This window comes from Stenomitos rutilans (assembly GCF_059505485.1).
Window position 1 is genome coordinate 1 of record NZ_JCACKR010000044.1, and the last position, 25,771, is coordinate 25,771.

General features: G+C 50.0%; 19 protein-coding genes. 12 read left to right on the forward strand and 7 right to left on the reverse strand.

Translation table 11 applies throughout. The features are described 5' to 3' along the window. Positions 1-327: 327 nt before the first annotated feature. The 4 genes from AC5JLP_RS07285 (at position 328) to AC5JLP_RS07300 (ending at position 5,270) form a co-directional block, all read left to right on the forward strand. Entirely contained in the window at positions 328-1,659 is a 1,332-nt protein-coding gene (locus AC5JLP_RS07285) for an ABC transporter substrate-binding protein (protein ID WP_496067260.1), read from the forward strand. 148 nt (positions 1,660-1,807) lie between these two features. Then, positions 1,808-2,713, forward strand: a complete 906-nt coding sequence (locus AC5JLP_RS07290) for a carbohydrate ABC transporter permease (protein ID WP_496067261.1) — start codon at positions 1,808-1,810, stop codon at positions 2,711-2,713. A 243-nt stretch (positions 2,714-2,956) separates the two neighbouring features. Further along, entirely contained in the window at positions 2,957-3,847 is an 891-nt protein-coding gene (locus tag AC5JLP_RS07295) for a carbohydrate ABC transporter permease (protein ID WP_496067262.1), read from the forward strand. Positions 3,848-4,193: 346 nt separating this feature from the next. Then, the gene (locus AC5JLP_RS07300) at positions 4,194-5,270 is read left to right on the forward strand and encodes an ABC transporter ATP-binding protein (protein ID WP_496067263.1); all 1,077 of its coding nucleotides are present in this window, start codon (positions 4,194-4,196) and stop codon (positions 5,268-5,270) included. Between the two features lie 3 nt (positions 5,271-5,273). Here AC5JLP_RS07300 and AC5JLP_RS07305 read toward each other — a convergent pair whose 3' ends face one another. Both AC5JLP_RS07305 and AC5JLP_RS07310 read right to left on the reverse strand, forming a co-directional pair. Beyond that, a complete protein-coding gene (locus AC5JLP_RS07305) occupies positions 5,274-5,870 on the reverse strand; it encodes a DUF4126 domain-containing protein (RefSeq protein WP_496067264.1) in 597 nt (198 codons plus the stop codon). A gap of 253 nt (positions 5,871-6,123) precedes the next feature. Next, entirely contained in the window at positions 6,124-7,230 is a 1,107-nt protein-coding gene (locus AC5JLP_RS07310) for a fatty acid desaturase family protein (RefSeq protein WP_496067265.1), read from the reverse strand. Positions 7,231-7,555: 325 nt separating this feature from the next. Here AC5JLP_RS07310 and AC5JLP_RS07315 point away from each other — a divergent pair, with 325 nt between their 5' ends. Continuing rightward, a complete protein-coding gene (locus tag AC5JLP_RS07315; protein ID WP_496067266.1) occupies positions 7,556-8,677 on the forward strand; it encodes a class I SAM-dependent methyltransferase in 1,122 nt (373 codons plus the stop codon). Positions 8,678-8,844: 167 nt separating this feature from the next. Here the strand turns inward: AC5JLP_RS07315 and AC5JLP_RS07320 are convergent, their stop codons facing one another. Together AC5JLP_RS07320 and AC5JLP_RS07325 are read right to left on the reverse strand one after the other, a co-directional pair. Beyond that, positions 8,845-9,075: a hypothetical protein gene (locus tag AC5JLP_RS07320; protein ID WP_496067267.1), complete on the reverse strand. Its 231-nt coding sequence runs from the start codon at positions 9,073-9,075 to the stop codon at positions 8,845-8,847. A 221-nt stretch (positions 9,076-9,296) separates the two neighbouring features. Then, positions 9,297-10,487 (reverse strand): ABC transporter ATP-binding protein, encoded by a 1,191-nt coding sequence (locus AC5JLP_RS07325; protein ID WP_496067333.1) that lies wholly within the window; start codon positions 10,485-10,487, stop codon positions 9,297-9,299. Between the two features lie 370 nt (positions 10,488-10,857). Here AC5JLP_RS07325 and AC5JLP_RS07330 point away from each other — a divergent pair, with 370 nt between their 5' ends. After that, positions 10,858-12,996, forward strand: a complete 2,139-nt coding sequence (locus AC5JLP_RS07330; protein WP_496067268.1) for a hypothetical protein — start codon at positions 10,858-10,860, stop codon at positions 12,994-12,996. 70 nt (positions 12,997-13,066) lie between these two features. Here the strand turns inward: AC5JLP_RS07330 and AC5JLP_RS07335 are convergent, their stop codons facing one another. Next, positions 13,067-13,432: a DUF7365 family protein gene (locus tag AC5JLP_RS07335; protein ID WP_496067269.1), complete on the reverse strand. Its 366-nt coding sequence runs from the start codon at positions 13,430-13,432 to the stop codon at positions 13,067-13,069. Between the two features lie 285 nt (positions 13,433-13,717). On the opposite strand from AC5JLP_RS07335, the gene AC5JLP_RS07340 reads away from it, so the two are divergent. From AC5JLP_RS07340 to infB, 6 genes are all read left to right on the forward strand, one after another. Beyond that, entirely contained in the window at positions 13,718-16,564 is a 2,847-nt protein-coding gene (locus AC5JLP_RS07340; protein WP_496067270.1) for a zinc-dependent metalloprotease, read from the forward strand. A gap of 197 nt (positions 16,565-16,761) precedes the next feature. Next, positions 16,762-18,561, forward strand: coding sequence for a signal peptide peptidase SppA (gene sppA, locus AC5JLP_RS07345; protein ID WP_496067271.1), 1,800 nt, complete (start codon positions 16,762-16,764; stop codon positions 18,559-18,561). 226 nt (positions 18,562-18,787) lie between these two features. Beyond that, complete coding sequence (gene rimP / locus AC5JLP_RS07350) at positions 18,788-19,249, forward strand: ribosome maturation factor RimP (RefSeq protein WP_496067272.1); 462 nt, start codon at positions 18,788-18,790, stop codon at positions 19,247-19,249. Between the two features lie 193 nt (positions 19,250-19,442). Next, positions 19,443-20,813, forward strand: a complete 1,371-nt coding sequence (nusA, locus tag AC5JLP_RS07355) for a transcription termination factor NusA (RefSeq protein WP_496067273.1) — start codon at positions 19,443-19,445, stop codon at positions 20,811-20,813. A 10-nt stretch (positions 20,814-20,823) separates the two neighbouring features. Further along, the gene (locus AC5JLP_RS07360) at positions 20,824-21,129 is read left to right on the forward strand and encodes a YlxR family protein (protein ID WP_496067274.1); all 306 of its coding nucleotides are present in this window, start codon (positions 20,824-20,826) and stop codon (positions 21,127-21,129) included. Between the two features lie 830 nt (positions 21,130-21,959). Beyond that, entirely contained in the window at positions 21,960-25,073 is a 3,114-nt protein-coding gene (gene infB / locus AC5JLP_RS07365) for a translation initiation factor IF-2 (protein WP_496067275.1), read from the forward strand. Between the two features lie 189 nt (positions 25,074-25,262). Here the strand turns inward: infB and AC5JLP_RS07370 are convergent, their stop codons facing one another. Then, positions 25,263-25,601: a CPBP family glutamic-type intramembrane protease gene (locus tag AC5JLP_RS07370; RefSeq protein ID WP_496067276.1), complete on the reverse strand. Its 339-nt coding sequence runs from the start codon at positions 25,599-25,601 to the stop codon at positions 25,263-25,265. A 31-nt stretch (positions 25,602-25,632) separates the two neighbouring features. Next, a complete protein-coding gene (locus tag AC5JLP_RS07375) occupies positions 25,633-25,764 on the reverse strand; it encodes a hypothetical protein (protein ID WP_496067277.1) in 132 nt (43 codons plus the stop codon). Positions 25,765-25,771: the final 7 nt, after the last annotated feature.

Here is a 25,771-nt window from a genome sequence, read left to right on the forward strand (position 1 = left end):
ACTATCCTAGAGTCACCACATTTCACTCTTTTTGTCAATGCGTAAGTTCTAAATTCTTGGGATAGACCTTACAATGGTCGATCGTTTGTATTCTTAAAGGAATAGCTTTATAAGCTTTGTAATAGATAAGTTTTTTAAGCTTGACCGTTTAACAAGATTCAGTCTGGGCAGACGGTACCTATTATTCCCAAACGCTTAATGATGGGAGCCTGATTGAGACTCTTTACAAAAATCTTTGTTGACGAGTCCAGGTGCTTTAAATCATTTAATGATTGCAACAATAGAAAAAATTTCGCTGCGTTACCGTCTCAAGTTGGGCTTTTTTCAATGAACTTTGTGCGATCGCTGAAACAGTTCCTCACTCGACGTTGGCACCAATCACGACGCTTCAGGATTGGCAGTTGGATTGCGTTAACGGTGCTAAGTGCCTTGTTGGTTGCCGTTCCCGTTGTGCTGTCGCAACAGCCAGTCACGCTACGACTGCTGATGTTAGCCCCTGACATTCCGCCCTACAAAGTGTTGGTTAAAGCCTTTGAAGCGCAGAATCCAGGCATTCGCATTCAACTGGATGAAGGGCCGAACTCCGCGAACACCAACGAAGACCTGTACACCACCTCTTTTCTGTTGGGCAATTCTCCCTATGACCTCATCAATATGGATGTGGTGTGGACACCCAAATTTGCGGCAGCAGGCTGGTTGTTAGATCTCACCGATCAGGTTTCGCCACAGGATCTCGCTGGTTTTTCACCACAAGCGGTAGAAAGTGGACGCTATGAAGGTCGGCTGTATCGGATGCCCGTGCGATCGGATGCGGGTGTCCTTTACTATCGCAAAGACTTGATTGAGAATGCCGGATTGCAACCGCCCAAAACGCTAGATGACCTCATGAGCATCTCGAAGACGCTGCAAGACAAGAAGGCCGCTCGTTGGGGCTACCTCTGGCAGGGTCGCCAGTATGAAGGCTTGATCACCATGTATGCGGAAGTGCTGAAAGGCTTTGGCGGTTTCTGGATCGATCCCCAATCGTTAGATGTGGGTCTCGATCGCCCAGAAGCGGTACGCGCGGCTGAATTTTTGCGGCAGACGATCGCGCAAGGCACTTCACCCCCTGGTGTCACCACTTACGTTGAAGAAGATACGCGACGGCTCTTTCAAGCGGGCGACGCGGTTTTCCTTCGTAACTGGCCCTATGCCTGGGAACTGGTCAATAAAGCGGATTCACGGATTAAAGGTAAAGTGGGCATCATGCCGATGGTTCCCGCATCCGGTCAACCCGTGGGCGGTTCTTGCCTGGGTGGTTGGGGAGTGGGCATTGCGAAAACCACTCGACACCCCAAAGAGGCGCTGAAGGCCGTCAAATTCCTCACCAGCCAAGCGCCCCAGAAGGCATACATTCTAGAGTCAGGCTACGTTCCTAGCCGTCGTAACCTGTTTAACGATCCAGAGATCGTTGCCAAATATAGCCACTACCCCCAACTGCTCAAAGTCGTCGATCAGGCTGTTTTACGTCCGTCGATCGCTCAATATGCTCAGGCATCCGATATTCTCCAACGCTACCTCAGCGCAGCCTTAACCAATCAGCAAGCACCAGAGCAAGCTATGAAAGCCGCTGCTGGTGAGACACGACGGTTGTTAGAAGCAGGGAGGAAGAGGGGATAGGAGTTAGGAGTCTTGAGTTAAGAGTTTTGAGTTGAAGAATCGCATCTTAGAACGTTCCATCTCTCCGCGTCTCTGCGGTTGCCCCCTCTGCTTCCCCTGCCTTCTGCCCTTTGTCTTTCTATCCGTCATCCTTTAGCCTTCATTCCCTATGCAAGCGACAAACGGCAAAACCATTCAGTCACGAGAACAGTTGGTGGGATTGTACTTACTCCTACCCTCGATCGCCGTTCTTTTGTTAGTGTTTGCCTACCCGATCGCGCGATCGATCTGGTTGGGGTTATTTGCTCAAAACCTGGGAACCGAGCTAAAACCAGTCTTTGCAGGCTTGAGTAATTATGGGCGCATTATTGGTGATGGTCATTTTTGGCAAACGTTGGGAGTGACCACCCGGTTTACCGTCATCTCAGTTGTGCTGGAACTGATCTTAGGCATGGGCATTGCGCTGGTGTTAAATCAGCCGTTTCGTGGTCGTAACATCCTTCGCACCGTGGCAATCATTCCCTGGGCGTTGCCGACCGCGCTCATTGGTTTGGGCTGGACGTGGATTTTTAACGACCAGTACGGTATTACCAATGACATTTTGCGCCATTTGGGGCTGATTACCACAGGTGTTAACTGGTTAGGTGAGCCGCTTACCGCCACGATCGCCGTCATTTTTGCAGACGTTTGGAAGACGACACCCTTTATCAGTCTGTTGCTGCTGGCAGGACTGCAATCCATTCCCGGTGACCTTTACGAAGCCTATTCTCTAGAAGGGGCTACACCCTGGCAAAGCTTCTGGCGCATTACGGTGCCACTGCTGCTACCACAAATCATCATTGCCATGCTCTTTCGCTTTGCCCAGGCGTTTGGCATTTTTGACTTGATTCAAGTGATGACAGGTGGCGGCCCTGGTGGTTCGACCGAAGTAGTATCGCTCTATATTTACTCCAACGCGATGCGATATCTCGATTTTGGCTACGCATCGGCTCTCATCGTCGTCACGTTTTTATTACTTGTAATTGCAGTCATTATTGGTAGCAGTTTGATTCGACGATCGCGAACAGCTACATAGAAAGGTTTTGGCTGTATAGCCCGTTGGTCATTCAAGAAAAGTTGTTAGCTTTTAGCATGATGGGGCATGAGCTATAGCTCTGAAAAAAACGTCTTAACAACCAACCAACAGCTAATCCCATTTCCCTTTAATTGAGCTACAGATGATGCACTCCAATCAGCGATGCTACGCAAGTTCAGTCACTCAAAACTTAAAACTCAAAACTCAAAACTGATATAACAACTAACCACCCTCCAAAAAAAGATGGCAACTGCACTGGATTCCAATCGATCAATGAATGCTCCTGCTCCTCACAAACGGCAGTCAGTTTCGGTGGGCAAAATTTTGTTTTGGGTTGCGGTGGTCGCGATCGCCATTTTTTGTTTGGCTCCCATGCTCTGGCAGTTGCTCACATCCTTTAAAGTGAATGAAGACATCTCAGCAGTACCCAACGTCTATTTCCCCACTCGGTTAACGCTCAATCACTACATTGAATTGTTTAGCCGTCGCCCGTTTATGCGCTACATCTTAAACAGCGCGATCGTGTCATTAATTTCGACCGTTGCATGTTTGGCGATTGGTTCTCCAAGCGCCTATGCTCTCGCTCGCTTACGCCCTCTAGGTGGCAAGATCGTTCAGGCAACCGTTTTACTCATCACCCTATTTCCTGGCATTTTGCTGCTTCAGGGATTACTTGAAATCGTGCAGTTTTTCCATTTGGGTAACAATTATCTGGCGCTGATCGTTCCCTACACCGCGATCAATTTGCCCCTCACCATTCTGGTCATGCAAAGCTTTTTTGAACAGTTACCTAAAGACCTGGAAGATGCTGCCAAAGTAGATGGTTATTCCATTTGGCAAATGTTGATTCAAATTGTCATGCCGCTCACCCTGCCAGCCCTCGTCACCACTGGCATTCTCACCTTCATCTTTGCCTGGAACGAGTACATTTTTGCCCTTACCTTCCTCACCGAAGAAAGCATGAAAACGATTCCAGTTGCCTCTGCTCAAATCGGCGGTTCCTCTGTTTTTGAGATTCCCTACGGCCCGATCGCCGCTGCTACGGTCATTGGCACCATTCCCCTCGTAGTTCTCGTTCTCTTTTTCCAGCGTCAGATTGTGCAAGGCTTAACGGCTGGAGCAGTCAAAGGGTAGTAAAAGTTCTGAGTTTTGAGTTAAAAGTTTTGAGTTTTAGATTCATGAATTTAAAGTGCAAAGCAGTATTAGAGGATGTTTTAAAAGTGGCGATTGTCTTAGGTAGAGGCAAAGCATTCGGCAAACAAGCGATCGAAAATAGCGGCAAATCGTCGCCCGAATGCTTTGCCCCTACAGATCAACGGTATCAACCGAGGCTTTTCAAACAACCTCTTAGCTCAAAACGAAGCGCCCTTGAAACTCTTTTATTCACCTTTTGACTGAAAACTCAGAACTTTCCTCTTCGTCTTTTAACTCAAAACTCAAAACTCAAAACTTTCCCATTCATCCTTTATCCTTTCCTCCCATGTCCAGACTTGAACTAAAAAACCTTAACAAAACATTCACCCCAAAAGTGATTCCCGTTAAAGACATTAGCCTTTCGGTTGAGGATGGCGATGTGTTGAGTTTGTTGGGGCCATCCGGTTGCGGAAAATCGACGATCTTACGCATGATTGCGGGTTTAGAGCAGCCGACGCGAGGGCAGGTGTTGATTGGCGATCGCGATGTCACCTTTAAGCGACCGGGCGATCGCAATATTGCTATGGTGTTCCAGAGCTACGCCCTCTACCCACACCTCAACGTGCGCGAAAACTTGCGTGCCGGGTTGAAACTCAAGAAAGTGCCCGCTGACGAAATTGAAAAACGGATCACAGAAGTATCCGGCATTCTAGGGCTGGATGATTTGATGCAGCGCAAACCAGGGCAGCTTTCGGGTGGGCAACGACAACGGGTTGCGGTAGGACGGGCACTGGTGAGGCGATCGGATGTGTTTTTGTTGGATGAACCCCTTAGCAACCTGGATGCCCTGCTGCGGGAGCACGTCCGTGCTGACCTGAAGCAGATTTTCTCAGCACAAAAAGCACCTGTGGTTTACGTCACTCACGACCAAACGGAAGCGATGACGCTCTCTACTAAAGTTGCCGTCCTCAACAATGGCTATTTGCAACAGTTAGATGCACCAGAGCGAATTTACGATCGACCCGCTAATCAGTTTGTGGCTGGCTTTGTGGGTAGCCCACAAATGAATCTGCTGACGCTTCCCTGCCAGGGCAACTACGCGCTATTAGGAGACTTCAAGATTCGACTTCCCGATTTACCAACAGTGCCGCCTCAAATCGTGCTTGGTCTGCGTCCAGAACACCTTCAACTCGCCGAAACAGAGGATGCTGCAACACTGAAAGGAACCGTTTTTCTGGTCGAAAATCTGGGGATGCATAATCTGGTCAGTATTAAAGTAGCCAACGCTCAGGGCGATCCCATTATCCTTCGGACGCTACTGCCACCGGAGCATTGGTCAAACCGAGAACTCGCGTTCACCATTCCGCCTGATGAAATTCATTGGTTTGATGTGCAGTCGGGCGATTCAATGGTGCAACGGTAAACGCTAATCTGGATCTTGCTTATAGCGTCTGGGATGTTTGCGATCGCCACCTTCTGTCTGCTCCAAAAACCAGCGTCGCCACTCTTTAGAGCTGCGAATCGCTAACCACAGCAGCAGCAGCGCAATCAACCCACCCTGCCGTGGTGCATCCAGCGCAAACAGCACCAGCACAAAACAGAGGGCATCTTGCGCGAAGACCACCCAGAGAGGAATCTGCTGCACGCGGTACGACCAACCCACCTGTACGAGTTGCAGCACAAACGCAACGAGACCGCCAATCACGCCCAACAACCAAACGAGCCAGGTTGGAATACCTGCGGCTTGTGCAACTGCCATGCCCATGATCGCGCCAACCAGGGGACTAAAGAGGAGTTGAACAAGGTGAAGCGATCGTCGCCCCAGCCGATTCTTAGAGGCAAAGATTTCTACTAGAGACCAGCTCACCAGTACACCCAACACAACTGGTGGTGAGAGTCTGGATAGGAGTGGTACACGCGACCACAAACTGCCGCCATACAGTAGGCCGATCAACAGCAGCGGAAGCGCAACTCGCATCCCCCCCGCTGCGGAGGCAGAAAGCGCAGCCAGGATTTCGATCATAGAAATGGTTACACCAGATTTCGCATCCTTTGCTGCCAGGATTCTGTGAACCAAATTCACACCAGCAGTGGAATCTTACCATTCCTAGTTTGACGCAATTTTAAAGCGGTTGCGAATCTAAGAGAATGTCTGAGCAGTGGCGATCGCCCTGCGTAGGGGCATGGCATGCTGCAAACAAGCCTATAAACCTCGAAACAGCGTTGCCCACAGCTTGCTTTCCGTAGAGTATGCCGCACCCTTACAACATTTAGGTTTAAGTCAGGGCTTTTGAGACAGCTTCTAAAGGGCACGTCATTGATGTTTTGCCAGACCAGGTTGTGAAGGTTGTTTCATCTTGATAATGACGAGGCGTTTGTAGAAGCAACCGCCAGGCTTCACTAGCATCAAGTATGTAATGACTTCGTGCCGGATAATGCTCTTTAATCAGCCTCTGCACATGAGGGTAATAGTCAGAATTAATGCCTGGGAAAATATGGTGTTCGGTGTGATACGAAAAGTTGAAATGCAATAGGTCAAATAGCTTTGGCATGCGAAGCGAAATGCTGTTCACCAACGGGTCATTCACTGCGGTCATGCGGTTTAGCATGTGATTGGTGTAAATGTAAAACATGACACCAGCATAACCAAAACTAATGGGTAAAAAGTAGCTTAGCACCAGCTTCAAAGGATGAAACTCTAGGCAACATAGAATGCTAAAGTGCAGACTGATAATGACGAGCAATTCGCCCACGATCGCAACCTTTTCTTTAGGGCTCACTGTAAAAGCAGCTGGGACATAATTCACTGCGTTGTGGTTAAAAAACAGCACAGAGGTTAGATTCCGAAAGGTATGAACGCCCCAGGCCATTCCCATTCCCAGCACCAATCCTAAAGGATGCACTTCTAATGAAGGCACGAATTGATCCTGAATCCACTTACCCCAGGTATTCGGCTGTTCATGCAAATAGTTACGATCGGGATCTGTAACTGAATTGGTGTGGTTGTGGTGTTCTCGATTGTGCACCACCTTCCATAAAGTTGGTGGCATCCATAGCATGGCTAGTCCGAGCAAGCTAACCACACGACGTAAATGTAGCGATCGGATGGCGCTACTATGCATCAGATCGTGAGTACTAAAAAGCAACACGACGACACTATTACCCATTAGCAACGCCAGGGGAAGAAACAGCGGCAATAGATACCACGTCCATCGATCCAGGTATGATGCGATCGCCCAACCCAGTACCAAAATCATAACATTGGTGATTAGAATGACGATTTTGCTTCTATCCGGCAAAAACGCTTCTTTTGGTAGCAATGGGCGTAGCTTTTTAGCGTATTCCGATTGATGAATTAACAGAGGACGTTCAAGAATATTCATGAATTTCTTTGAAGTTAGTATTGAAGAACGTCTTAACAGTCAGATGTTTTTTCTGTGGCTGACTCGCCCAATAGCATGATTCAAACGCATTACGTTACGTGCTTTTGCAGGATAACACCTAGACCACAGCAATCATGTGAGAGGCTTGCGCTTCGAGACCTTTCACTTCTCTCAACATGATAGCCCAGATAACCGCTCAGACAGCCTCTTAGAGTACAATCAATCTTCATTTAATGCCTAGAAAATGTCTCAAAGCTTCCTAGTTGAATTTTATTCTCGGTTGTAGTTTAATGGTGAGCTATAAGCCTAACTGGAGGTTTCAGCTATGACAACTCCTGCGCTACAAAACCTTGAACAATCTACCCCTTTAGATAAAGATGGCTATCAAAGCAGCAAAAGATTTCATCAGTCTCTGGGTTCCGTCATCAATGCTGTTCAGTTAGGGATGGCCGAATCTTACCTCAATGGGATAGAAGTGCCCGATTCGGTTCTGAAAGTGTTTTTTGATACTTGCATACCAATTGTTTATAAGAATTTTCCGTTCCTCCTGGTTCCCTACAATTGGCTGTTAAAAGAAAGTGAGCAAATTGCAAAGGGTTCAGAAGAGCTGATGAAAGTTCAATACAATTTACCTAGCGATTTATTCAGGCTCATGCTTGGAGAGACTGAAGTGATATACCCCAAGTACACGATGGCTTTGTGGCAGAATGGAGCGCTGAATCTTGAACAAGCGCAAACTCATATGCTTGATGATCTGATTCATAAGGCGGAAATTGAAGATGGTGATGAGATTTTAGATCTAGGATGTGGTTGGGGATCGGCAGCAAACTATATCCTTTCCAAATTTCCAAATGCTAAAGTCACTAGCCTGAACCTAAGCCATGAGCAGTGCAACTATATCCGTCAAAAAAGGCAAGAGGGCAAAGGTTACCTCGATCCAAGTCGGTTCACTCTCTACGAAGCAGACTTCAATGATGCTAGTTTCTCAACAAAGTTTGACAAAATTATTGCCATTGGACTTTTTGAGCATATTGGCAACCTAACTCAGTCATTTCAGAAGCTAGCTTCCTTTCTGAAAAATGATGGCAAGGTTTTAATCCACATTATTACAACCTCTCTATCTCAAAACATTACGGATCCTTTCATCGATAAATACATCTTTCCCAATATGCGGGTGTGGAGCTTTGATGCGATACCAGAGATTGATAGAAGCCTAAAAACTGTCAGTCGATGGTATTTGAATGGATCTAATTACTCAAAAACACTAACGAACTGGCTAGAGAATTTTGATCAAAATCAAGCACAACTCAAAAACTTAGATTATGGGATCGATTACACAAGGTTTCGCCGAATGTGGAGACTTTATTTGCTCTTGTGCATCGCCTACTTTGATGCTTGTAACGGTGAAATACTAGGAAATGGCCAATATCTCATGGTACATGCGTAACTCCCTGAAGAGCTGTACCTTCTTGGCGATAGTGCTTCCTACTTGAACCTCTGTTGATCCAGAGAAGGCGCTATATCGCCTTGATTTTCTCTTGTGGCCTTCATTGGAGCGATCGCAAATTTTGCCTGATCGCTTCTCAAATGATTAATCCCCTGATCGTCTTATCGTTATTTCGGTTGATCAGGAGACGGCTCTGGCTGCGCTTGTGGATCTAACTGTTCGCGCTCCAATCCTTTTTGATGCACATCGATCGCGGTTTGCTTTGCCTTATTGATAGGAGCGGCGATCGAGATTGGAGGGCTAGATTCAGCTTGCGGCTTTGCTTGAGGTGCTTTAGTGCAGCCAACGGCAGTACCCATTAAGGCCAGGATCAACGCCCACTGCATTCCTTTTACCATCACCATCGACCTCTAAGCACGCTACTGGCCTAGCGTACCCTAAAACTATCTCAGCACAACGCAAGCGACAGAGAAAATCCTGATAGAGGGCAGAGGGCAGAAGAAATGAGTGGAGAGTCGAGAGTGGTTTAACGGCTGATCGCTGACCGCTCTTCCAACTCAAAACTCAAAATTCACAACTTCCTCACCCATACCATCTTCACATCAAGTAAACACGATCGCTATCTGACCTCGTTTAGCACGATTGCTCGTTCGTCGTGGTCAAACAGATGGATCTTATCAGGTGCCATTGAGAGCCAGAGCGGTTCACCAAGGTGTACCGGGCGATCGGGTTCAATCCGCGCTTGCAGCAAGGGGGCATCTGGGCTAGCATCCACAAGACTAACGGCTAGATAGGTTTCGCTGCCAAGTGCTTCAACCAACTCCACTTGCACAGCCAAATTTTTGGGTGCAGCAGCGCTCACATTCAGATGCTCTGGACGAATGCCCAGCGTTAGCGTTTGCCCATCGTAGGGCTTAAGCGCAGTCGCCCAAACTTCAGGTAGAGTGAGGCGAAACTGAGAATGGGTCAGGAGCAGAGGCGCTTTGAACTGCACGGGCAGAAAATTCATCGGCGGCGAACCAATAAACTCGGCGACAAAGCGGTTGGCAGGATGGTTGTAAAGCTCCAACGGTGAGGCAATTTGCTGAATTTGCCCCGCATTCATGACGGCAATGCGATCGCCCATCGTCATGGCTTCCGTCTGGTCATGGGTGACATAAATGGTAGTTGTGCCCAACTGTCGTTGCAACTTCACGATTTGCGATCGGGTTTCTGCCCGCAGCTTGGCATCCAGGTTTGACAATGGCTCGTCCATTAAAAAGACTTGTGGATTGCGTGCCATCGCTCGACCCAACGCTACCCGTTGCTTTTGCCCACCCGACAATTGTCTCGGCAACCGATTGAGTAATGGCTCGATTTGGAGAATCTGCGCGACAGCACGTACCTGCTGATCGATTGCACGTTCCCGTGTCGATCGAAATCGCAACCCTTTCGGCAACTTGCGCGTCGTTTCAATCAGCAAATTTTCAGCCCAGATAGGAAGAGAGTTTTGAGTAGCGCGTTGCGCCGCTTCGCTAGAGAGTTTTGAGTTTTGAATTGGTGTTTGCTGGTGCTCTTCCCAACTCCCAACTCCCGACTCCCGACTCCCTAACTTTGTGCGTCTCAGCCCAAACGCCAAATTCTCGTACACCGTCATATGCGGGTACAGCGCGTAGTTTTGAAACACCATCGCAATATCGCGCTCTTTGGGTGGAAGGTCGTTGACAAGGCGATCGCCCACGTACACATTGCCTCCCGTTAACTCTTCCAAGCCTGCAATCAGGCGCAGCAGCGTACTTTTGCCGCAACCAGATGGCCCTACCAGCACCATAAATTCACCGTCTTTAATCGTGAGGTTAATGGCACGGAGCACACTGGTGGCGTGCGATCGGCGTGCCAAATCCTTCACGGCTACATCGCTTTTCCCCAGCGGCGCAACCAAAGGCTCTGCTGCTACTGTCGTCGGTGCTGGTTCACCCTTACGACCAGAAAAGCTTTTGTAAATGTTTTCAAGAACAACCTGTGCCACGACAGTCCCTATCTCTGTATTCGATTAGCTTAGCGCTGATCAGCTCATGAGCTTACTACGCTGCGGATTAAAGATACACCGTCTATAGCTCTCCGTCACGTCTGTTCTAAATCAGGTCATGCTGGGCACTTTAAACAGAGCTTTTTACCTATACCTACTCCTCCTCAAAGTCATGACAGTCTCTCAACCAAACCTTTTGGAACGTGCCAGAAAAGCTGATACAGAAGCCATTGCGGCTCTAATGAATCGCTCCCTTCAACCAAAAGGTATTACGGCTAAGGTGAGCCTCAAGGAGCACTGCTTGAACGTGATGCTAGAAGCATCTCAAGTGCCCCAGCAGCAACCCTTAGTTGAATTTGTTTGCAAAGGCATCACTGGTTTGAATGCTGAAGCCATCAAGCAATTGAAAATCTACGGTCGAGAGCAAGGGGACGATTTTCCAAGCTGGCAAGAGGAAATGGAACTTGCAGGACAAACTGCACCAAGTTTTGCTGAACTAGCTAAACAGCGGGACGTGAACGCCATTGGTGCGCTCGTTACTCAATGGCTAGAGCCTCAGCACCTGGAAGCCCAAAACGTAACGGCAAAAGTCAGTCTGAAGGATGACTGTTTACGGATTATGTTAGAAGCTGTTGGAGTGCCAAATCAACAAGCCATTGCGCCTTTGCTGCTCAAAAACGTAAAGAATTTAAGCATTCAAGGCTGCACAAAGCTAAAGCTCAGCGGACGAGAACCCGGTGATGATTTTCCGGATTGGCAACAAGATTTGGAACTTGACAATCAGGTCGTTAGTTTAACGTTGTCATCTGAATCTAACTCTGAAACACAAATTTCAGCGTTGGTTGCCTCAAAATTATCGAGTGAGATTCAAGCGCAACCAGGATGTTTAGAACTTGCGAGACAGGGTGATCTACAAGCCATTCATGATGTAGTGAATTATTTGCAACCTCAAGGTACTACGGCAACGATTGACTTGAAAAGCGACTGCCTGTTGATTACCTTGCTTGCTGATCAAACACCTGATCAGGCTCAAATGGTTGCCTATCTTCGTAAGATGTTTGACAAACTAAAGTTTAGTTTTGTCAAGCAAGTTAAAGTTCACGGACGACGTAGAGAGTCGCTCTTTCCTGCTTGGAGACAAGATCTGGATTTAAGCAAACCATTGATGGAAGAGCCTTCTTTCTGGGGTTCAATGTTTGGGACAATTGCAGGAGCCGTAGAAGCTGTTAGTGGTACAGCCACTTATGCGGGTGGAACTGTTGCAGGTACAGTAGCCGGAACGGCTGATTCCGTTAGCAGTGTAGCTACGTATGCAAGTGGAGCGATCGCGAATACGGCCGTTGGCTTTGCTGGGACTATTAGTCATACAGCGCTGCAAGCAACCGATGGCGTTGGCTATGTACTTGATATGGTCAGCAGTAGTCCGCATTTACAAGAGCTAACAAAAGTTTTGAAGATAGACTGGCTAGTTAAGATTGCTGATCAAGTAGATGTGGTAAAAGCTGAAACACAGGTCAGAAATTTACAGCGGAAGTATCCCAACGATAAACCAGATGCGATCGCACATCGTGTGATGTTAGAAAAATCGCTCTATGTCGGCGGTACAGGGTTTGCTAGCAGTTTACTACCAGGTTTTGCGACTGCTATGTTTGCCGTTGATTTAGCTGCTACAACAGCAATACAGGCAGAAATGGTATACCAAATCGCTTGCGCCTATGGATTGAACTTGCATGAACCAGCCAGGAAAGGCGAAGTAATGACGATCTTTGGTTTGGCGCTCGGTGGGGGTTCTGCACTGAAAGCGGGATTGGGGTTTGCGCGAAGTGTGCCTGGTGCTGGAGCGCTAATTGGTGCTAGCAGTAACGCAGCCATGCTTTATGCACTTGGCTATGCAGCCTGCCGATTTTACGAAGCGAAGTTGAATCCTCTAACATCTCAAACTGCGCTCCAAGCGTCTCAAGTCGAGAGTGAGAAATATCTGCAAGGCGCGATCGCTCAGGAAGTCATTATGGATCAAATCCTGGTTCACATCGTTCTCGCAGGCAATCCAGGCAAAACTTGGGAGCAGATGCTGCCAGCCTTGATGTCGTTTAACTTTAGTCCGGCTTCGCTGGAGGCGATCGCTGCTAATGCGAAAGCACCACCGTCTTTAGAGAGTTTGCTTGGTCAGATTAACAGCGATTTTGCAATACCATTGCTAGCTCAGTGTCAAAAAATTGCTCAACAAGATGGCGTGATTACGCCAGAAGAAGCTAAAGCAATTGCAACCATGACCAGTAAGCTGAACATCAACTTAACAGCTATTAAATAGCTCAAAACCTGGTGCGTAAAGCTCAGGTTAGAGTCATGATCACCTTTCACGAACAAATCACGCGATCGCGTTACGCCGTACGATCGGGAATCAACTTATCCACAATGCCAACCAAGCGATCGATGTTTCGCTCTTGCCGTTTGGATGTTTCAGATTGCTCCTGCACTAGCAGCTTAATCTCCGTCAACCCTTCTGTGAGGTGCCCAACTTGCTCAGCCAGATGATCGAGTGCTTGATTGTGCTGGTCTAGTTTCTGACTCTGCTGATCTAGCTTCTGATTCTGCTGAAGGTTTAACTGTTGCATTTCAGCGGTTGCATGCTGCATCCTAGCGGTTGCTTGCTGCATTTCAGCGGTTGCATGCTGCATTTCAGCGGTTGCTTGCAGCACAGCGGTGAGTAGCTGCTGGGTGCTGCCATTAGACTCTGCATTGCTCATAGCGCTTTTGCATCATCGCGATTTGAAGAAGAATGCCTTTAAGCTAGCGATTAGCTTACCATCAAAGGTTTAGATCAGGCTGCTATCCCGGATCAGCGTTTTGCCAGTCAGTCGTATGGCTCAAGTAGCTGCGTCCAGCGATCGAACTCTTTCCAAAGGCGGCATACAGACTGTTCTCAACTTAGGATAAAATCCTCAAGTTATTTGAATGGCAAGCTCTACCATTGGGAAGATGCGTTAATTTAAGCGTTGGGCACTTTTTCGACCTCACACACCATTAAGGGAATGAAACGAATCTCACTGATTGCCGCTTTTATGCTGGGTTTGTTCCTGGTGTTTTTGCCAGCTTACGTTCGGAGTGAGCAACGATCGCCAACCGGGTCGATCGACCAACTTCTGAAAGCGCCTACAGCTATCACTCCAGCCAATGAAGCCAGTCCGCGTGAGCCAGAGAGTCTGGAGAAAGCGCCGTTGATCAAACCAGCGCCCTTAATGGCAGAGGAGACGGAGCAAGAAGCACCCCAACCCATGACCTTTGAGCAGATTGTCAAAGGAACCCAGCAGCTTAAGGGACTTTTTACGCTGTATCGGGATGAGGCGGCGGGCAAACTTTACGCTGAGATTCAGCCTGAGCAGCTAAATGTCAACTACCTCTGTACCATCACGATGGAATCGGGAATTGGTCAGGGTGGTATTTACAGCGGTTTGCCGCTCAAAGATTTTCTGTTTAACTTTCGGCGTGTTGGCAACAAGCTTCAGTTTGTAGTGCCCAATGTGTTTTTTCGGACACGTCCAGGCGATCCACTCCAGCGATCGGTCAAGCGATCGTTTAGCGACTCTGTATTGCAAGCGCTCACTATCCGCAGCGTGCATCCCAAGCGCAAAAGCCTGCTGGTCGATCTCAGCCCACTATTTTTGAGTGATCTGCCTGGGTTAAGTCAGGTGCTGGCTGAAGAACTAGGCTCGACATACAACCTGGATGCGGGCAAGTCATCGCTCGGCCCGGTGCAAGCGTTTCCGCTCAATGTGGAATTAGAGTCAAACTATGGCTTTTCCAGCAGCACCGAGAGTCCACCCCTGCCCTATCTTTCTGTCTTACCAGATAACAAAACCTTTAATTTACGGGTGCGCTACAGTCTGTCACGCTTGCCCATGAATCATCAGTATCGGCCTCGTCTGGCTGACGATCGCGTGGGGTATTTCATCACGGCGTACCAGGATCTTTCCAACGATTCGCCCCATGATCCGTTTGTGCGCTACATCCGGCGCTGGCATTTGCAAAAGAAAGACCCTAAGCAGCCTCTCTCTCCACCTGTAACTCCGATCGTGTTTTGGATTGAAAACACCGTGCCGCTGGAGTACCGGGATGCTGTGCGAGAGGGTGTCCTGCTGTGGAACAAGGCGTTTGAGCAGGCGGGCTTTAAGGATGCGATCGAGGTGCGCCAGATGCCCGATGATGCCAAATGGGATCCTGCGGATGTCCGCTACAACACCATTCGTTGGCTCACGTCATTCGACGCTGGCTTCGTTGGCATTGGCCCTTCGCGGGTTAATCCTATGACTGGAGAAATCTTGGATGCCGATATCCTGATTGATAGTAGCTTCGCCCGGTATCTCAAGCGGATGTATACCACGCTGTCGCGATCGCAGCAAATGCCGTCAAAAACAGCGGCTTTGCAGATGGCCGACGGTTCTGAGCTTTGTGGCTATGGCAGTGCAGCCGCTTTCTTAAAACAGTCAGCTACAGCCAAACCAGCACGGAAATCTCAGCGGATGCTGCAATCAATGAGGCAGTACGACTTCTGTTACGGCCTGGAAGCGTCACGACAGCTAGCGATTGGGGCAATGTCACTCAACCTGCTGCAAAACGTTTCGCCTGATAGCGGTGCGATGAAACGCTTTGTGCAGTCCTACCTGCGAGAACTCATTGCCCATGAAGTCGGGCATACGCTAGGGCTACGCCACAATTTCCGTGGCAGCGCTATGCTCTCTCCTACAGAGCTAAACAACACTAACGTTTCGCGCCATCGGGGGTTAGCTGCCTCGGTGATGGATTATACGGCTGTAAATCTGGCTCCTCAAGGCACGAACCAGGGGGATTATTTTACCCAGGTGATCGGCCCCTACGATGAGTGGGCGATCGCTTACGGTTACACACCCACAGAGGCACTCATTCCACAAGCAGAGGCACGTCTCTTAGAGCAAATTGCTGGGCGTGCGCCTGAGCCTGCGCTAGCCTATGCAACGGACGAAGATGTTGACGCAGAACTCGACCCCCTGACACAGCGTTTCGACCTCAGTGGAGACCTGTTGACCTATGCTCCCTGGCAAATGGAGAACGCTCAAAAACTGTGGCAAAAGCTTGACCAGAGCGCTCCCACCAAGGGAGAAAGCTTTAGCGATGTGCGCCTAAAGTTTGACGATATCTTCTACTATTACCTGCGCAACGCCAACTTTTTAACCACGTATATTGGGGGGCAATCCTTCAATCGCTTTCGGGGTGGCGATGCCGCAGGACGACTACCGTTTGAGCCTGTCTCTGCGGGGCAACAACGGCAGGCAATGGCATTGCTACAAACCCATGTGTTTGATGCCAATAAGTTCCACTTTTCCCCAGCGTTCCTAAACAAGTTAGCGCCGTCCCGTTGGGAGCATTGGGGTGAAGAAGCCCAGACGTTTTCGCTCGATTACCCAATCCACGATCGCATTTTGTTCCTCCAATCGATCGTGCTGTATAACCTGCTCAGCCCTGATCGTCTGGCGCGACTGCGGGATGCCACCCTTAAAACAGATGCTGGACAGGCGTTTACCCTATCAGAGCTTTTCGACACGCTGCAAACGGCGATCTGGCGTGACGTGCTGCAACCAGAGGGGAAACTACAGCTTTCTAGCCTGCGTCGGGGCCTTCAGCGTGAATATCTCAAAGCGCTCACTGGCATGGTGCTACGTACCGTCGATGTTCCTGACGATGCCCGCACCCTTGCATGGTATGAACTGAAACAACTGGCTGAAGGGATCGATCGCGTCCTCAAGCATCGCGGTAGAGAAACGGATACCGAAACAATCGCGCACTTGGAGGAGACACGCGATCGCATCGCTAAAACCCTGGATGCCAAACTGTTCACGCAGTGAGTAGGATAAAAGCGAACTAATAGGACTTACGCAAATTCTCGCAAAACTGTCCCCCGGCCCCCAACTTTGGGGGAGCAAGCACTCAAAGTCCCCCAGAATTAGGGGCTTAAAGCCCTTCGGGCATACAAGAAAAGGGGGCAACCGCGTAAGTTTTGACTAAGACAAAATCGGCAACTGCACCTTGGGAGCCAGCTTGAATGCGCGACTTTCTTAAAAACACCCTCGCTACGGTACTGGGGCTATTAATCTTTCTGGGTTTGAGCGTTGGTGGGCTTGTCACTCTTATCATTGCGATCGCCGCACGCGATACGGGGCCTCAAGTGAAAGACAAATCCGTACTGGTGTTTGATCTGGGCACCACCATCACAGATGCAAAGCGCGCCGTTAACTTAGGAAGTGCTTTGTCCGGCGACACTAGCAACGACACGATCAGCCTCCGCTCGGTGCTCGATGCCATCAACGAAGCGGCTCGTGATCCCAAAATTGTAGGCATTTATCTTCATGGTGATGAAGACAGTGCTGGAGGCGCTGGGTTTGCCACCCTTAAAGAGGTACGCGAAGCTCTGCAACGCTTTCGAGACTCTGGCAAGAAAATTATTGCCTATGACGTTGCCTGGGGTGAACGAGAGTATTATCTGGGGTCTGTTGCCAACACGATCGTCCTGAACCCCATTGGGGCAGTAACTCTCAATGGACTGAGTTCCGAAACGATGTTTTACGCAGGCGCGTTGAAAAAATTTGGGATTGGTGTACAGGTCACTCGCGTTGGCAAGTACAAGTCTGCAGTAGAACCCTTTTTGCTGACGCAACGCAGCCCCGAAAGCCGTGTCCAAACGCAGGCATTGCTCAACGATTTGTGGGGTGAGTTTTTGACAGCGGCAGGCAAAGACCGCAAGCTCACCCCACAGCAGTTACAGGCCGTTGCTGACAGCCAGGGGATGATCATGCCAGAGGATGCGCTTAAAAGCCGTTTGGTTGATAAAATCGCGTATCTGGATGAGGTGGTCGCCGACTGGAAGCAAGTGGCTGGCAGCGATGAAAAAAGCAAATCGTTTCGGCAAATTGGCCTGAAACCCTATGCCAAAATCGCTGAAGACAAGCGAGATAAAGCAACCAACAACCAAATTGCCGTTGTCTATGCTGAAGGCGATATTGTCAGCGGGCAGGGTGGCCCAGGGGATGTGGGCGGCGATCGACTAGCCAAACAACTCCGCCAGTTGCGTCAGGATGAGGATGTGAAGGCCGTTGTGCTGCGAATTAATAGCCCTGGCGGCAGCGTGACTGCTTCTGAAGTGATTCAGCGGGAAGTTGTCCTCACTCGCAAGGCGAAACCGCTGGTTGTGTCGATGGGGTCTGTTGCGGCATCCGGTGGCTACTGGATCGCCACAGACAGCGATCGCATCTTTGCGGAACCCAATACCATTACTGGATCAATTGGGGTGTTTGGCATCCAGCCAAATTTCCAGGCGATCGCCAACACCAACGGCATTACCTGGGATGTTGTCAAAACCGGGCGCTATGCCGATAGCCAAACCACCACGCGACCTAAAACCCCGCAAGAGCTAGCCATCCTGCAAAAGTCCGTTGATCAAATCTATGACCAGTTTCTCACCAAAGTCGCTGGCTCTCGCAAGCTCACCAAAGCCAGAGTGGCCGAGATTGCTCAGGGTCGAGTCTGGTCTGGCCTCAAAGCCAAGCAGATTGGCCTGGTCGATGAGTTAGGCGGACTTGAAGCGGCCATTCAAGATGCCGCCAAACGCGCTAAATTGGGCACCAACTGGCAGGTTGAAGAATATCCGAAGACGCGCAGTTTCCCAGAACGCTTCTTCGAGCAGTTAGGCACTGATGCTGCCGCCCACGTCGGCCAGAGCGCTAAAACCCGTGACCCGCTCTCAACTCAGGTGGAGAAGCTGCAGGCAGATCTGGCCGTACTCAAGACGATGAATGACCCGTTAGGCGTCTATGTTCGCTTGCCGTTCAACTTTAGGATTGACTGAAGCCAGAGTGACTGAAGCCAGAGTGACTGAAGCCAGGTGAATAAAGCCAGAATTGACCGAAGCAATGTATCGTAACCTGTAAAGCGAAATAATTCTGCGCCGACTCCGAGAATGATGAGCTAAACTAGGCGAGAGCGTTACGAGACTTTCTCACAAGCGCTCGTTGATTTCGTGAAGTTTTAACTTCGTGGGAAGTGGGTTACGCCCACTTTTTTTATGGGTACTCATGGTTCATCCGCTTATTCCACACGTCACTGATCTCGCTCATCCACTGGCAGAGGCTCTCGGTTTACAGCTTGTTGGAGCTGTTTTTCACACTAACCAGCAGCCTCCGATTTTGCGAGTCGATATCTGTCATCCTGAACGCGACATTAGCCTGGAGGATTGTGAACAGATGAGTCGAGCTTTAGAGCCAGCGCTTGATGCAGTGGATATCTTTCCAGATGCTTACGTACTGGAGGTTTCTAGCCCAGGGATTTCGCGATCGCTCACCACCGATCGCGAATTTATTTCTTTCAAAGGCTTTCCTGTCACTGTCATAGCCGCTGAACCCTACGCCGGACAGCAAGAATGGACTGGAAAACTCATCCGTCGGGATGAAAACACCATTCAAATCAATCAAAAAGGACGCACCATCGCGATTCCGCGCGCTTTGGTCACAAAAGTACAGTTAGAAGAAGAGCGCTAGAAGACAGAAGAAGTTACTGGTTGTATAGCCCGTTGGGCATTCAAGAAAGGTTTTTGGTTGTTAGAAAGAAGCTGACTGCTGATAGCTGACTCTTGACCGCTCATTCAACTCAAAACTCCCCCTGCTTACCTGCTTCTCTTCCTCCCCTTCCCTCATTTTCCCTCATCCCCTCACACTTACGGAGATTTAGCCAATGTCAATGGTTAGCCTACCCGGTCTCAGAGACATGATTGACAGCATCAGCCGGGAGCGAAACTTACCCAAGCTATCAGTGCAGGCGGCGCTGCGAGAAGCTTTACTGAAAGGGTATGAGCGGTATCGACGTACCCAGCGCATGGATAACCCTAATTTTGACGAAGAATACTTCGCGAATTTTGAGGTGGAACTGGATGTTGAAGAAGAAGGCTTTCGAGTTCTAGCCGCAAAGACGATCGTTGAGGAAGTTGAAAATCCCGATCATCAAATAGCGCTTGAAGAAGTGCAGGAAGTGGCGGCTGAGGCCCAGTCTGGTGATACGGTTGTGCTCGATGTCACCCCCGACCAGGGCGACTTTGGTCGGATGGCAGCCATTCAAACGAAGCAAGTGCTGGCTCAAAAACTGCGTGATCAACAGCGCAAGCTTGTGCAAGAAGAGTTTCAAGATCTGGAAGGCACCGTGCTTCAGGCAAGGGTGCTTCGGTTTGAGCGGCAGTCTGTCATCTTGGCTGTGAATAGTGGCTTTGGGCAACCAGAGGTCGAAGCCGAATTGCTCAAACGCGATCAGCTTCCTAATGACAACTACCGAGCCAACGCGACGTTCAAGGTTTACTTGAAGAAAGTGTCTGAGGGCGCTCATCGGGGGCCGCAACTGTTGGTCTCAAGAGCGGATGCTGGGCTGGTGGTCTACCTCTTTGCCAACGAAGTACCAGAAATTGAAGATGAAATCGTGCGGATTGTGGCCGTAGCCCGTGAAGCCAATCCACCGTCTCGCTTTGTAGGGCCTCGCACCAAAATTGCCGTGGATACCGTTGAGCGAGATGTTGACCCCGTCGGAGCCTGCATTGGAGCGCGAGGATCACGAATTCAGGTCGTGGTCAATGAGCTACGTGGTGAAAAGATTGATGTCATTCGCTGGTCACCTGATCCCTCGACTTATATCTCAAACGCGCTAAGCCCCGCACGCGTCGATGAAGTGCGTCTGGTTGATCCTGAAGGACGGCAAACGCATGTGTTGGTGCCTGAGGATCAACTCAGTCTGGCGATCGGGAAAGAAGGACAAAACGTGCGTCTGGCAGCCCGCCTCACAGGTTGGAAAATTGATATTAAGGATTCTGCAAAATATGATTATGAGGCAGAAAACCAGAAAATCGCCGCGGCGATGGAAGCACGTCGTCGCTTTCAACCAGAAGAATCAGATGAGTATGATGATTACGATTATGAAGAGGAAACCCAAGACCCTGATAAAAACGCCTACGTCGCACCTGTAATGGCGACAGACAATGACAATGTAGAAGATGATGCTATAACAGGTGCAACCGCCGATGGAGCAGGTATCGAGTCCGATGATGCGCTCAAGCGTCCCTAGCCATTAGCCTATGAAGCCAAACGATCGGCGCTGTGTGAGCTGCCGCAAAGTCGCCTCTAAACAAGAGTTTTGGCGTGTCGTGCGAGTGCATTCTGCCCAACAATTATCGCCCCCGGTCGTGCAGTTGGATCATGGGATGGGGCGATCGGCTTACTTGTGCCCGCAAGTGCGATGTCTTCAAGCGGCACAAAAAAAAGATCGCTTAGGGCGCGTGCTCAAGGCACCGATCGCGGAGCAACTTTACAAAACGCTCTGGGAGCGACTAACCGATGCGCAACCCATACCGCCAACCAGGGCAGGCAAACAGGTATTTTGAAGCGTGCGATCGCAAACGACAGAATCACAACAAGCCCGTTAAACCCCAAGCCTTGAGACCTAGAGAGTGATTGCTAAGCTAAAAAAAGATAACTTTGCATAATGACTACGTTCAAAATGACATGGATTGGCTAAACTGATAGCTGCGGTGCCAGACATTTAGAGGATGACTGTTTGAACTGTTGCAAGCCAGCAAGACTCCGACCATCAAGGGTATTCATCACGTACAAGCACAGCACTCCGTTTAAGCAGACTGTTGTAACAGTACTTACTACCCCTCTGTATTGTGCAGTCCGACCGCTTCGATCGCAGCATGATCAGGTATTTCAGCCACCTAGTCAATGCTTGGCTCCAGCCGCGGAGGGTAGGGAAGGCGTGGGTGATTAACTCAATGGCTTGATGGAGAAAGCGATAGCGGTGATACAGGTTTCAACTCAAACTACACCTTGCAGCAGTTTTGGCCAAGGTAAGCTAGTGTGAAGATAGGGTGCCGTACTCGCTGTAAGCTTTGAAAGGAACCTGAAGCACAAACCAAGCCAGTATCATCGTATTTTGTGCAAAATTAGAGGAGGAATCCCGTTACGAAGCGTGGGCACCACCCATTAAAGTCTGGGATTGTTGTTGTTTGGGACTGTTGTTATGAAAAGCTAGAGTCACCCCCGACCGGAATCAGTAGGTCTTTAGTTCCAAGCATGGAAATAAGTTCAATTTGAATCCAATGTCGTTTTAGTCAAAGCAGCAGGCAATTATGTGAAAACAGGATAGGTAGCGAGGGCAGAGTGGATGAATAGTGGCAAAGTCAGAATTTACGAGTTATCAAGGGAATTGAATTTGGACAATAAGGATTTATTAGCCGTCTGCGAACAGTTGAACATTTCAGTCAAAAGTCACAGCAGCACTATTACTGATAATGAAGCTGAGTTAATTCGCGCGGCTGCCGAGAAGTACACTGCCAATCACCCTTCGCCCGCTAAGTCTACCCCATCTCGTAATGGGGCTAACGCTCACACGGCAGAGGTGAAAACGAAAACGGCTGCTCCTGTTCAGAAGAAGCAGCAAATTCTTGAAATTCGCAAGCCAATCATTCGCCAAGCACCCAGCCCAGAACCGCCCAACTACTCTTCAACCAGCGCTCCTCAACCAGTGGCTGGTGAGCAACCAGCGGCACCTGTTAAGCCAGCGGCACCGAGTCGGCCTGTCCCTCCAACCACTGCCACGGCACCGTCAGCGCCTGAGACCAATCTGGAAGTAGCGCCGACAACAGAACCTTTTGTGGACGATCATCAGCAAAACGCGGGTGAATCAACGCCGATTGATGAAGCAACTCCGGTAGCAGCGGCTCCAGTAGACGATCGCCCTTCTGCGAAAGGGCTTATAGAACCCAGCCAGCCAGAACTTTCGGGGCCTCCAGCCAGACCCAGCACTGCGGCAAATACGCCGCGAGTGAACTTGACAAACCGCCCACTTTTAAAACGGGCACGGCCAGACCAGTCACCTCAATCGGCGAGTGAAATAGCAACGCCTGTCAGTGGCCCAAGCACTGCGGCTGAGCGCGATGCTGCTTTCAAGCCGCAAGCAAAGCCGACCCCCGCTAATCGTGCTCCTGGTCCGGTGAAGCCCGGTGAAGCACGTCCAGCGCCCCGTCCGCAGACGATCGTTGAGCTACGCCGTCCGCCTCGGCCTGTTCGTCCTGGTGAGGGCGCACCTGCTGAAGGCGCGCGTGCAACCGAAGGCGTTGTCCTGCGAGGCAATCGTCCGGCTGCACCGTCTGCGGGCGCTACTGCAGCTCCTGGTGGAGTGGCCTCTCCTGATGTCCAACTGCAAACCAGGCCCACCCTACCGCGTGCCAAAAAAGCAAAAAGCTGGCAGGAGGAAGAAGAGGAAGGGCGCGAAGCTGAAAAGGCAGCGAAGGTTGCTGGCAAAACGAAGCGTCGTAGTCAGGTGGCGGTGGAGGAAGAGGAAGAGGACATTGATGCTCTCTTGGATAAAGATGGCGAAGCGGCGACGCCCGTTAGCCTCTCACTTGTCCGCCCTGCAAAACCCAAGTCTGCTCGTATCGCTCAGGTGAAAGCTCCCGCTGCTGCACCAAGGGCGAAGAAGTCCTCAGGCTCTCGCGATCGCCGCGATCGGCGTGAGCAAGAGGTGAAGGTTGAAAAGCCAGAGAAGATCACATTGCACGGTGGGTTAACCGTGCAAGAGTTGTCTTCCATCATGGCAATTCCCGATACAGACATCATCCGCACCTTGTTCATGAAAGGTATCGCAGCAACGGTCACCCAAACCCTTGACGTTGCCACAGCTACGATGGTGGCGCAGGAGCTAGGCGTTGAGGTTGAAACCGGGCAGCGCGAGGCTGAGGCGAAAAAGATCACCGAGATGCTGGATGCTGGAGACTTGGAAAAGCTCCAGCGTCGGCCCCCTGTTGTCACCATCATGGGGCACGTGGATCACGGGAAAACCACCCTTCTCGACTCGATCCGCAAAACCAAGGTGGCGCAAGGCGAAGCAGGCGGCATCACGCAGCATATTGGCGCGTACCACGTCGATGTCGAACACGAAGGGAAGATGCAGCAAGTTGTCTTCTTGGATACACCTGGACACGAAGCGTTTACTGCTATGCGGGCGCGCGGTGCACGGGTGACAGACATTGCCATCCTTGTGGTGGCGGCAGATGATGGAGTGCGTCCACAAACGATCGAGGCTATCAGCCATGCTAAAGCGGCAGAAGTGCCCATTGTCGTTGCCATCAACAAGGTGGACAAGGAAGAGGCTCAGCCCGATCGCGTGAAGCAAGAGTTGACCGAGTATGGCTTGGTGCCTGAAGAGTGGGGCGGCGATACCGTCATGGTTCCCGTCAGCGCGATTTCGGGTGAGAACCTGGACACTCTGCTGGAGATGATTCTCCTGGTCGCTGAAGTGGAAGACCTTTACGCCAACCCTGATCGCTCTGCGAGAGGAACCGTCATTGAGGCACACCTCGATAAAGCAAAAGGCCCTGTGGCAACCCTACTCATTCAAAACGGAACGCTGCGCGTTGGCGATACCATCGTCGCGGGTTCTGCCTTGGGTAAAGTGCGGGCAATGGTGGACGATCGCGGTCATCGCGTGAAGCAAGCCGATCCATCCTTTGCAGTTGAGGTGCTTGGTTTAGGCGATGTGCCTGCTGCTGGGGATGACTTCCAGGTCTTTGAGGATGAGAAAGAAGCCCGCTCTGTTGCATCTGACAAAACGGACGAGCAGCGTCAATCTCGCCTCTTGCAAGCCATGTCTTCTCGCCGTGTGAGTCTGAATACCCTTTCAGCTCGCGCTCAAGAAGGCGAACTCAAAGAGCTAAATCTCGTCTTAAAGGCTGACGTTCAAGGGTCTGTAGAAGCGCTCTTAGGTGCGCTCAAGCAGTTGCCTCAGAATGAAGTGCAGGTACGGGTACTCTATGCCGCCCCTGGTGAAATCAGCGAAACAGATGTTGACTTGGCTGCTGCCAGCGATGCTGTCATGATTGGGTTTAATACCACTCTGGCAACAGGTGCGCGTCAAGCTGCTGATCGCGCTGGGGTGGATGTCCGCGAATACAACATCATCTATACGCTGCTGGATGATATTCAGGCCGCGATGGAAGGGTTGTTGGAACCTGAGCTGATTGAAGAGGCGTTGGGTCAAGCTGAAGTGCGTGCGGTCTTCCCGGTTGGACGTGGAGCTGTAGCAGGCTGTTATGTGCAATCTGGCAAGCTCGTGCGCAACTGTAAGGTTCGCATTCGTCGCGGTGGCGAAGTGATCTACGAAGGCAACCTGGATTCGCTGAAGCGGATGAAGGAAGATGCGCGTGAGGTGAATTCTGGCTACGAATGCGGTATTGGCATTGATAGCTTCAGCACCTGGAAAGAAGGCGATATTGTTGAGGCATATCGCATGATCACCAAGCGCCGAACGCTCTCACCAAATAAGTAAGCTACTGACCGCAAGAGGAGAGTTCTTACACGGAAGCGGGTAACCTCAGGGTTACCCGCTTTTCTTTTTAAATCCCAGTTTGACTGGAGAATTTAAAACCTCGCAGAACAGTCGCTATTTGCTAACCAGAGACCCTATCTTCTGAATCTTCTGGCACGATCGCTGAATTCATTCAAAATGCCTTTTGGCTCAACCGTGAAATTTCTCTAAGCCGCCAAAGATCAATAACCAGGCAACAACGATCGACCAGTGAATCACAACAGGCATCCAAATAGAACCGCTTTTGAGATAAGACAGGGTGCAAATAATACCCAGCAAGCCTGCTCCTGTCAAAAAGGGAGGTGTTCTAAAAAAAGTGGGTACGAATGGATGGATGTGATAAACCACAAACAAAAGCCAACCGAGGCTGCTTAAAAGCCAGCGCGTTGTGGGTGATGCATGCTCTGTTGGATGAGGAAGCAGTAGCACCCGAAAGCCTAATTCTTCAAGCAAGGATGGCATGAAAAATGCCCCTAGCATTACATTCATGATGGCTTGCCAGGACGAGTGTATCTCTAGTTCAAGAAAATTCAAAGCCGATCGGCAGATAAACCAGAGCAAAAATCAGCAGCAACCCAATGGTCTGTAGCCAGTCGCCAGGATGTGGGATGGTAAAGAATACTGCCTTAACTCGACGGAAATAAGATTGCACTTGAGTA

Bases quoted from the DNA above. Each gene is read 5' to 3' on its own strand.
- AC5JLP_RS07285 (WP_496067260.1), top strand. From the start codon at position 328: ATGAACTTTGTGCGATCGCTGAAACAGTTCCTCACTCGACGTTGGCAC.
- AC5JLP_RS07290 (WP_496067261.1), top strand. From the start codon at position 1,808: ATGCAAGCGACAAACGGCAAAACCATTCAGTCACGAGAACAGTTGGTG.
- AC5JLP_RS07295 (WP_496067262.1), top strand. From the start codon at position 2,957: ATGGCAACTGCACTGGATTCCAATCGATCAATGAATGCTCCTGCTCCT.
- AC5JLP_RS07300 (WP_496067263.1), top strand. From the start codon at position 4,194: ATGTCCAGACTTGAACTAAAAAACCTTAACAAAACATTCACCCCAAAA.
- AC5JLP_RS07305 (WP_496067264.1), bottom strand. From the start codon at position 5,870: ATGATCGAAATCCTGGCTGCGCTTTCTGCCTCCGCAGCGGGGGGGATG.
- AC5JLP_RS07310 (WP_496067265.1), bottom strand. From the start codon at position 7,230: ATGAATATTCTTGAACGTCCTCTGTTAATTCATCAATCGGAATACGCT.
- AC5JLP_RS07315 (WP_496067266.1), top strand. From the start codon at position 7,556: ATGACAACTCCTGCGCTACAAAACCTTGAACAATCTACCCCTTTAGAT.
- AC5JLP_RS07320 (WP_496067267.1), bottom strand. From the start codon at position 9,075: ATGGTAAAAGGAATGCAGTGGGCGTTGATCCTGGCCTTAATGGGTACT.
- AC5JLP_RS07325 (WP_496067333.1), bottom strand. From the start codon at position 10,487: ATGGTGCTGGTAGGGCCATCTGGTTGCGGCAAAAGTACGCTGCTGCGC.
- AC5JLP_RS07330 (WP_496067268.1), top strand. From the start codon at position 10,858: ATGACAGTCTCTCAACCAAACCTTTTGGAACGTGCCAGAAAAGCTGAT.
- AC5JLP_RS07335 (WP_496067269.1), bottom strand. From the start codon at position 13,432: ATGAGCAATGCAGAGTCTAATGGCAGCACCCAGCAGCTACTCACCGCT.
- AC5JLP_RS07340 (WP_496067270.1), top strand. From the start codon at position 13,718: ATGAAACGAATCTCACTGATTGCCGCTTTTATGCTGGGTTTGTTCCTG.
- sppA (WP_496067271.1), top strand. From the start codon at position 16,762: ATGCGCGACTTTCTTAAAAACACCCTCGCTACGGTACTGGGGCTATTA.
- rimP (WP_496067272.1), top strand. From the start codon at position 18,788: ATGGTTCATCCGCTTATTCCACACGTCACTGATCTCGCTCATCCACTG.
- nusA (WP_496067273.1), top strand. From the start codon at position 19,443: ATGTCAATGGTTAGCCTACCCGGTCTCAGAGACATGATTGACAGCATC.
- AC5JLP_RS07360 (WP_496067274.1), top strand. From the start codon at position 20,824: ATGAAGCCAAACGATCGGCGCTGTGTGAGCTGCCGCAAAGTCGCCTCT.
- AC5JLP_RS07370 (WP_496067276.1), bottom strand. From the start codon at position 25,601: ATGAATGTAATGCTAGGGGCATTTTTCATGCCATCCTTGCTTGAAGAA.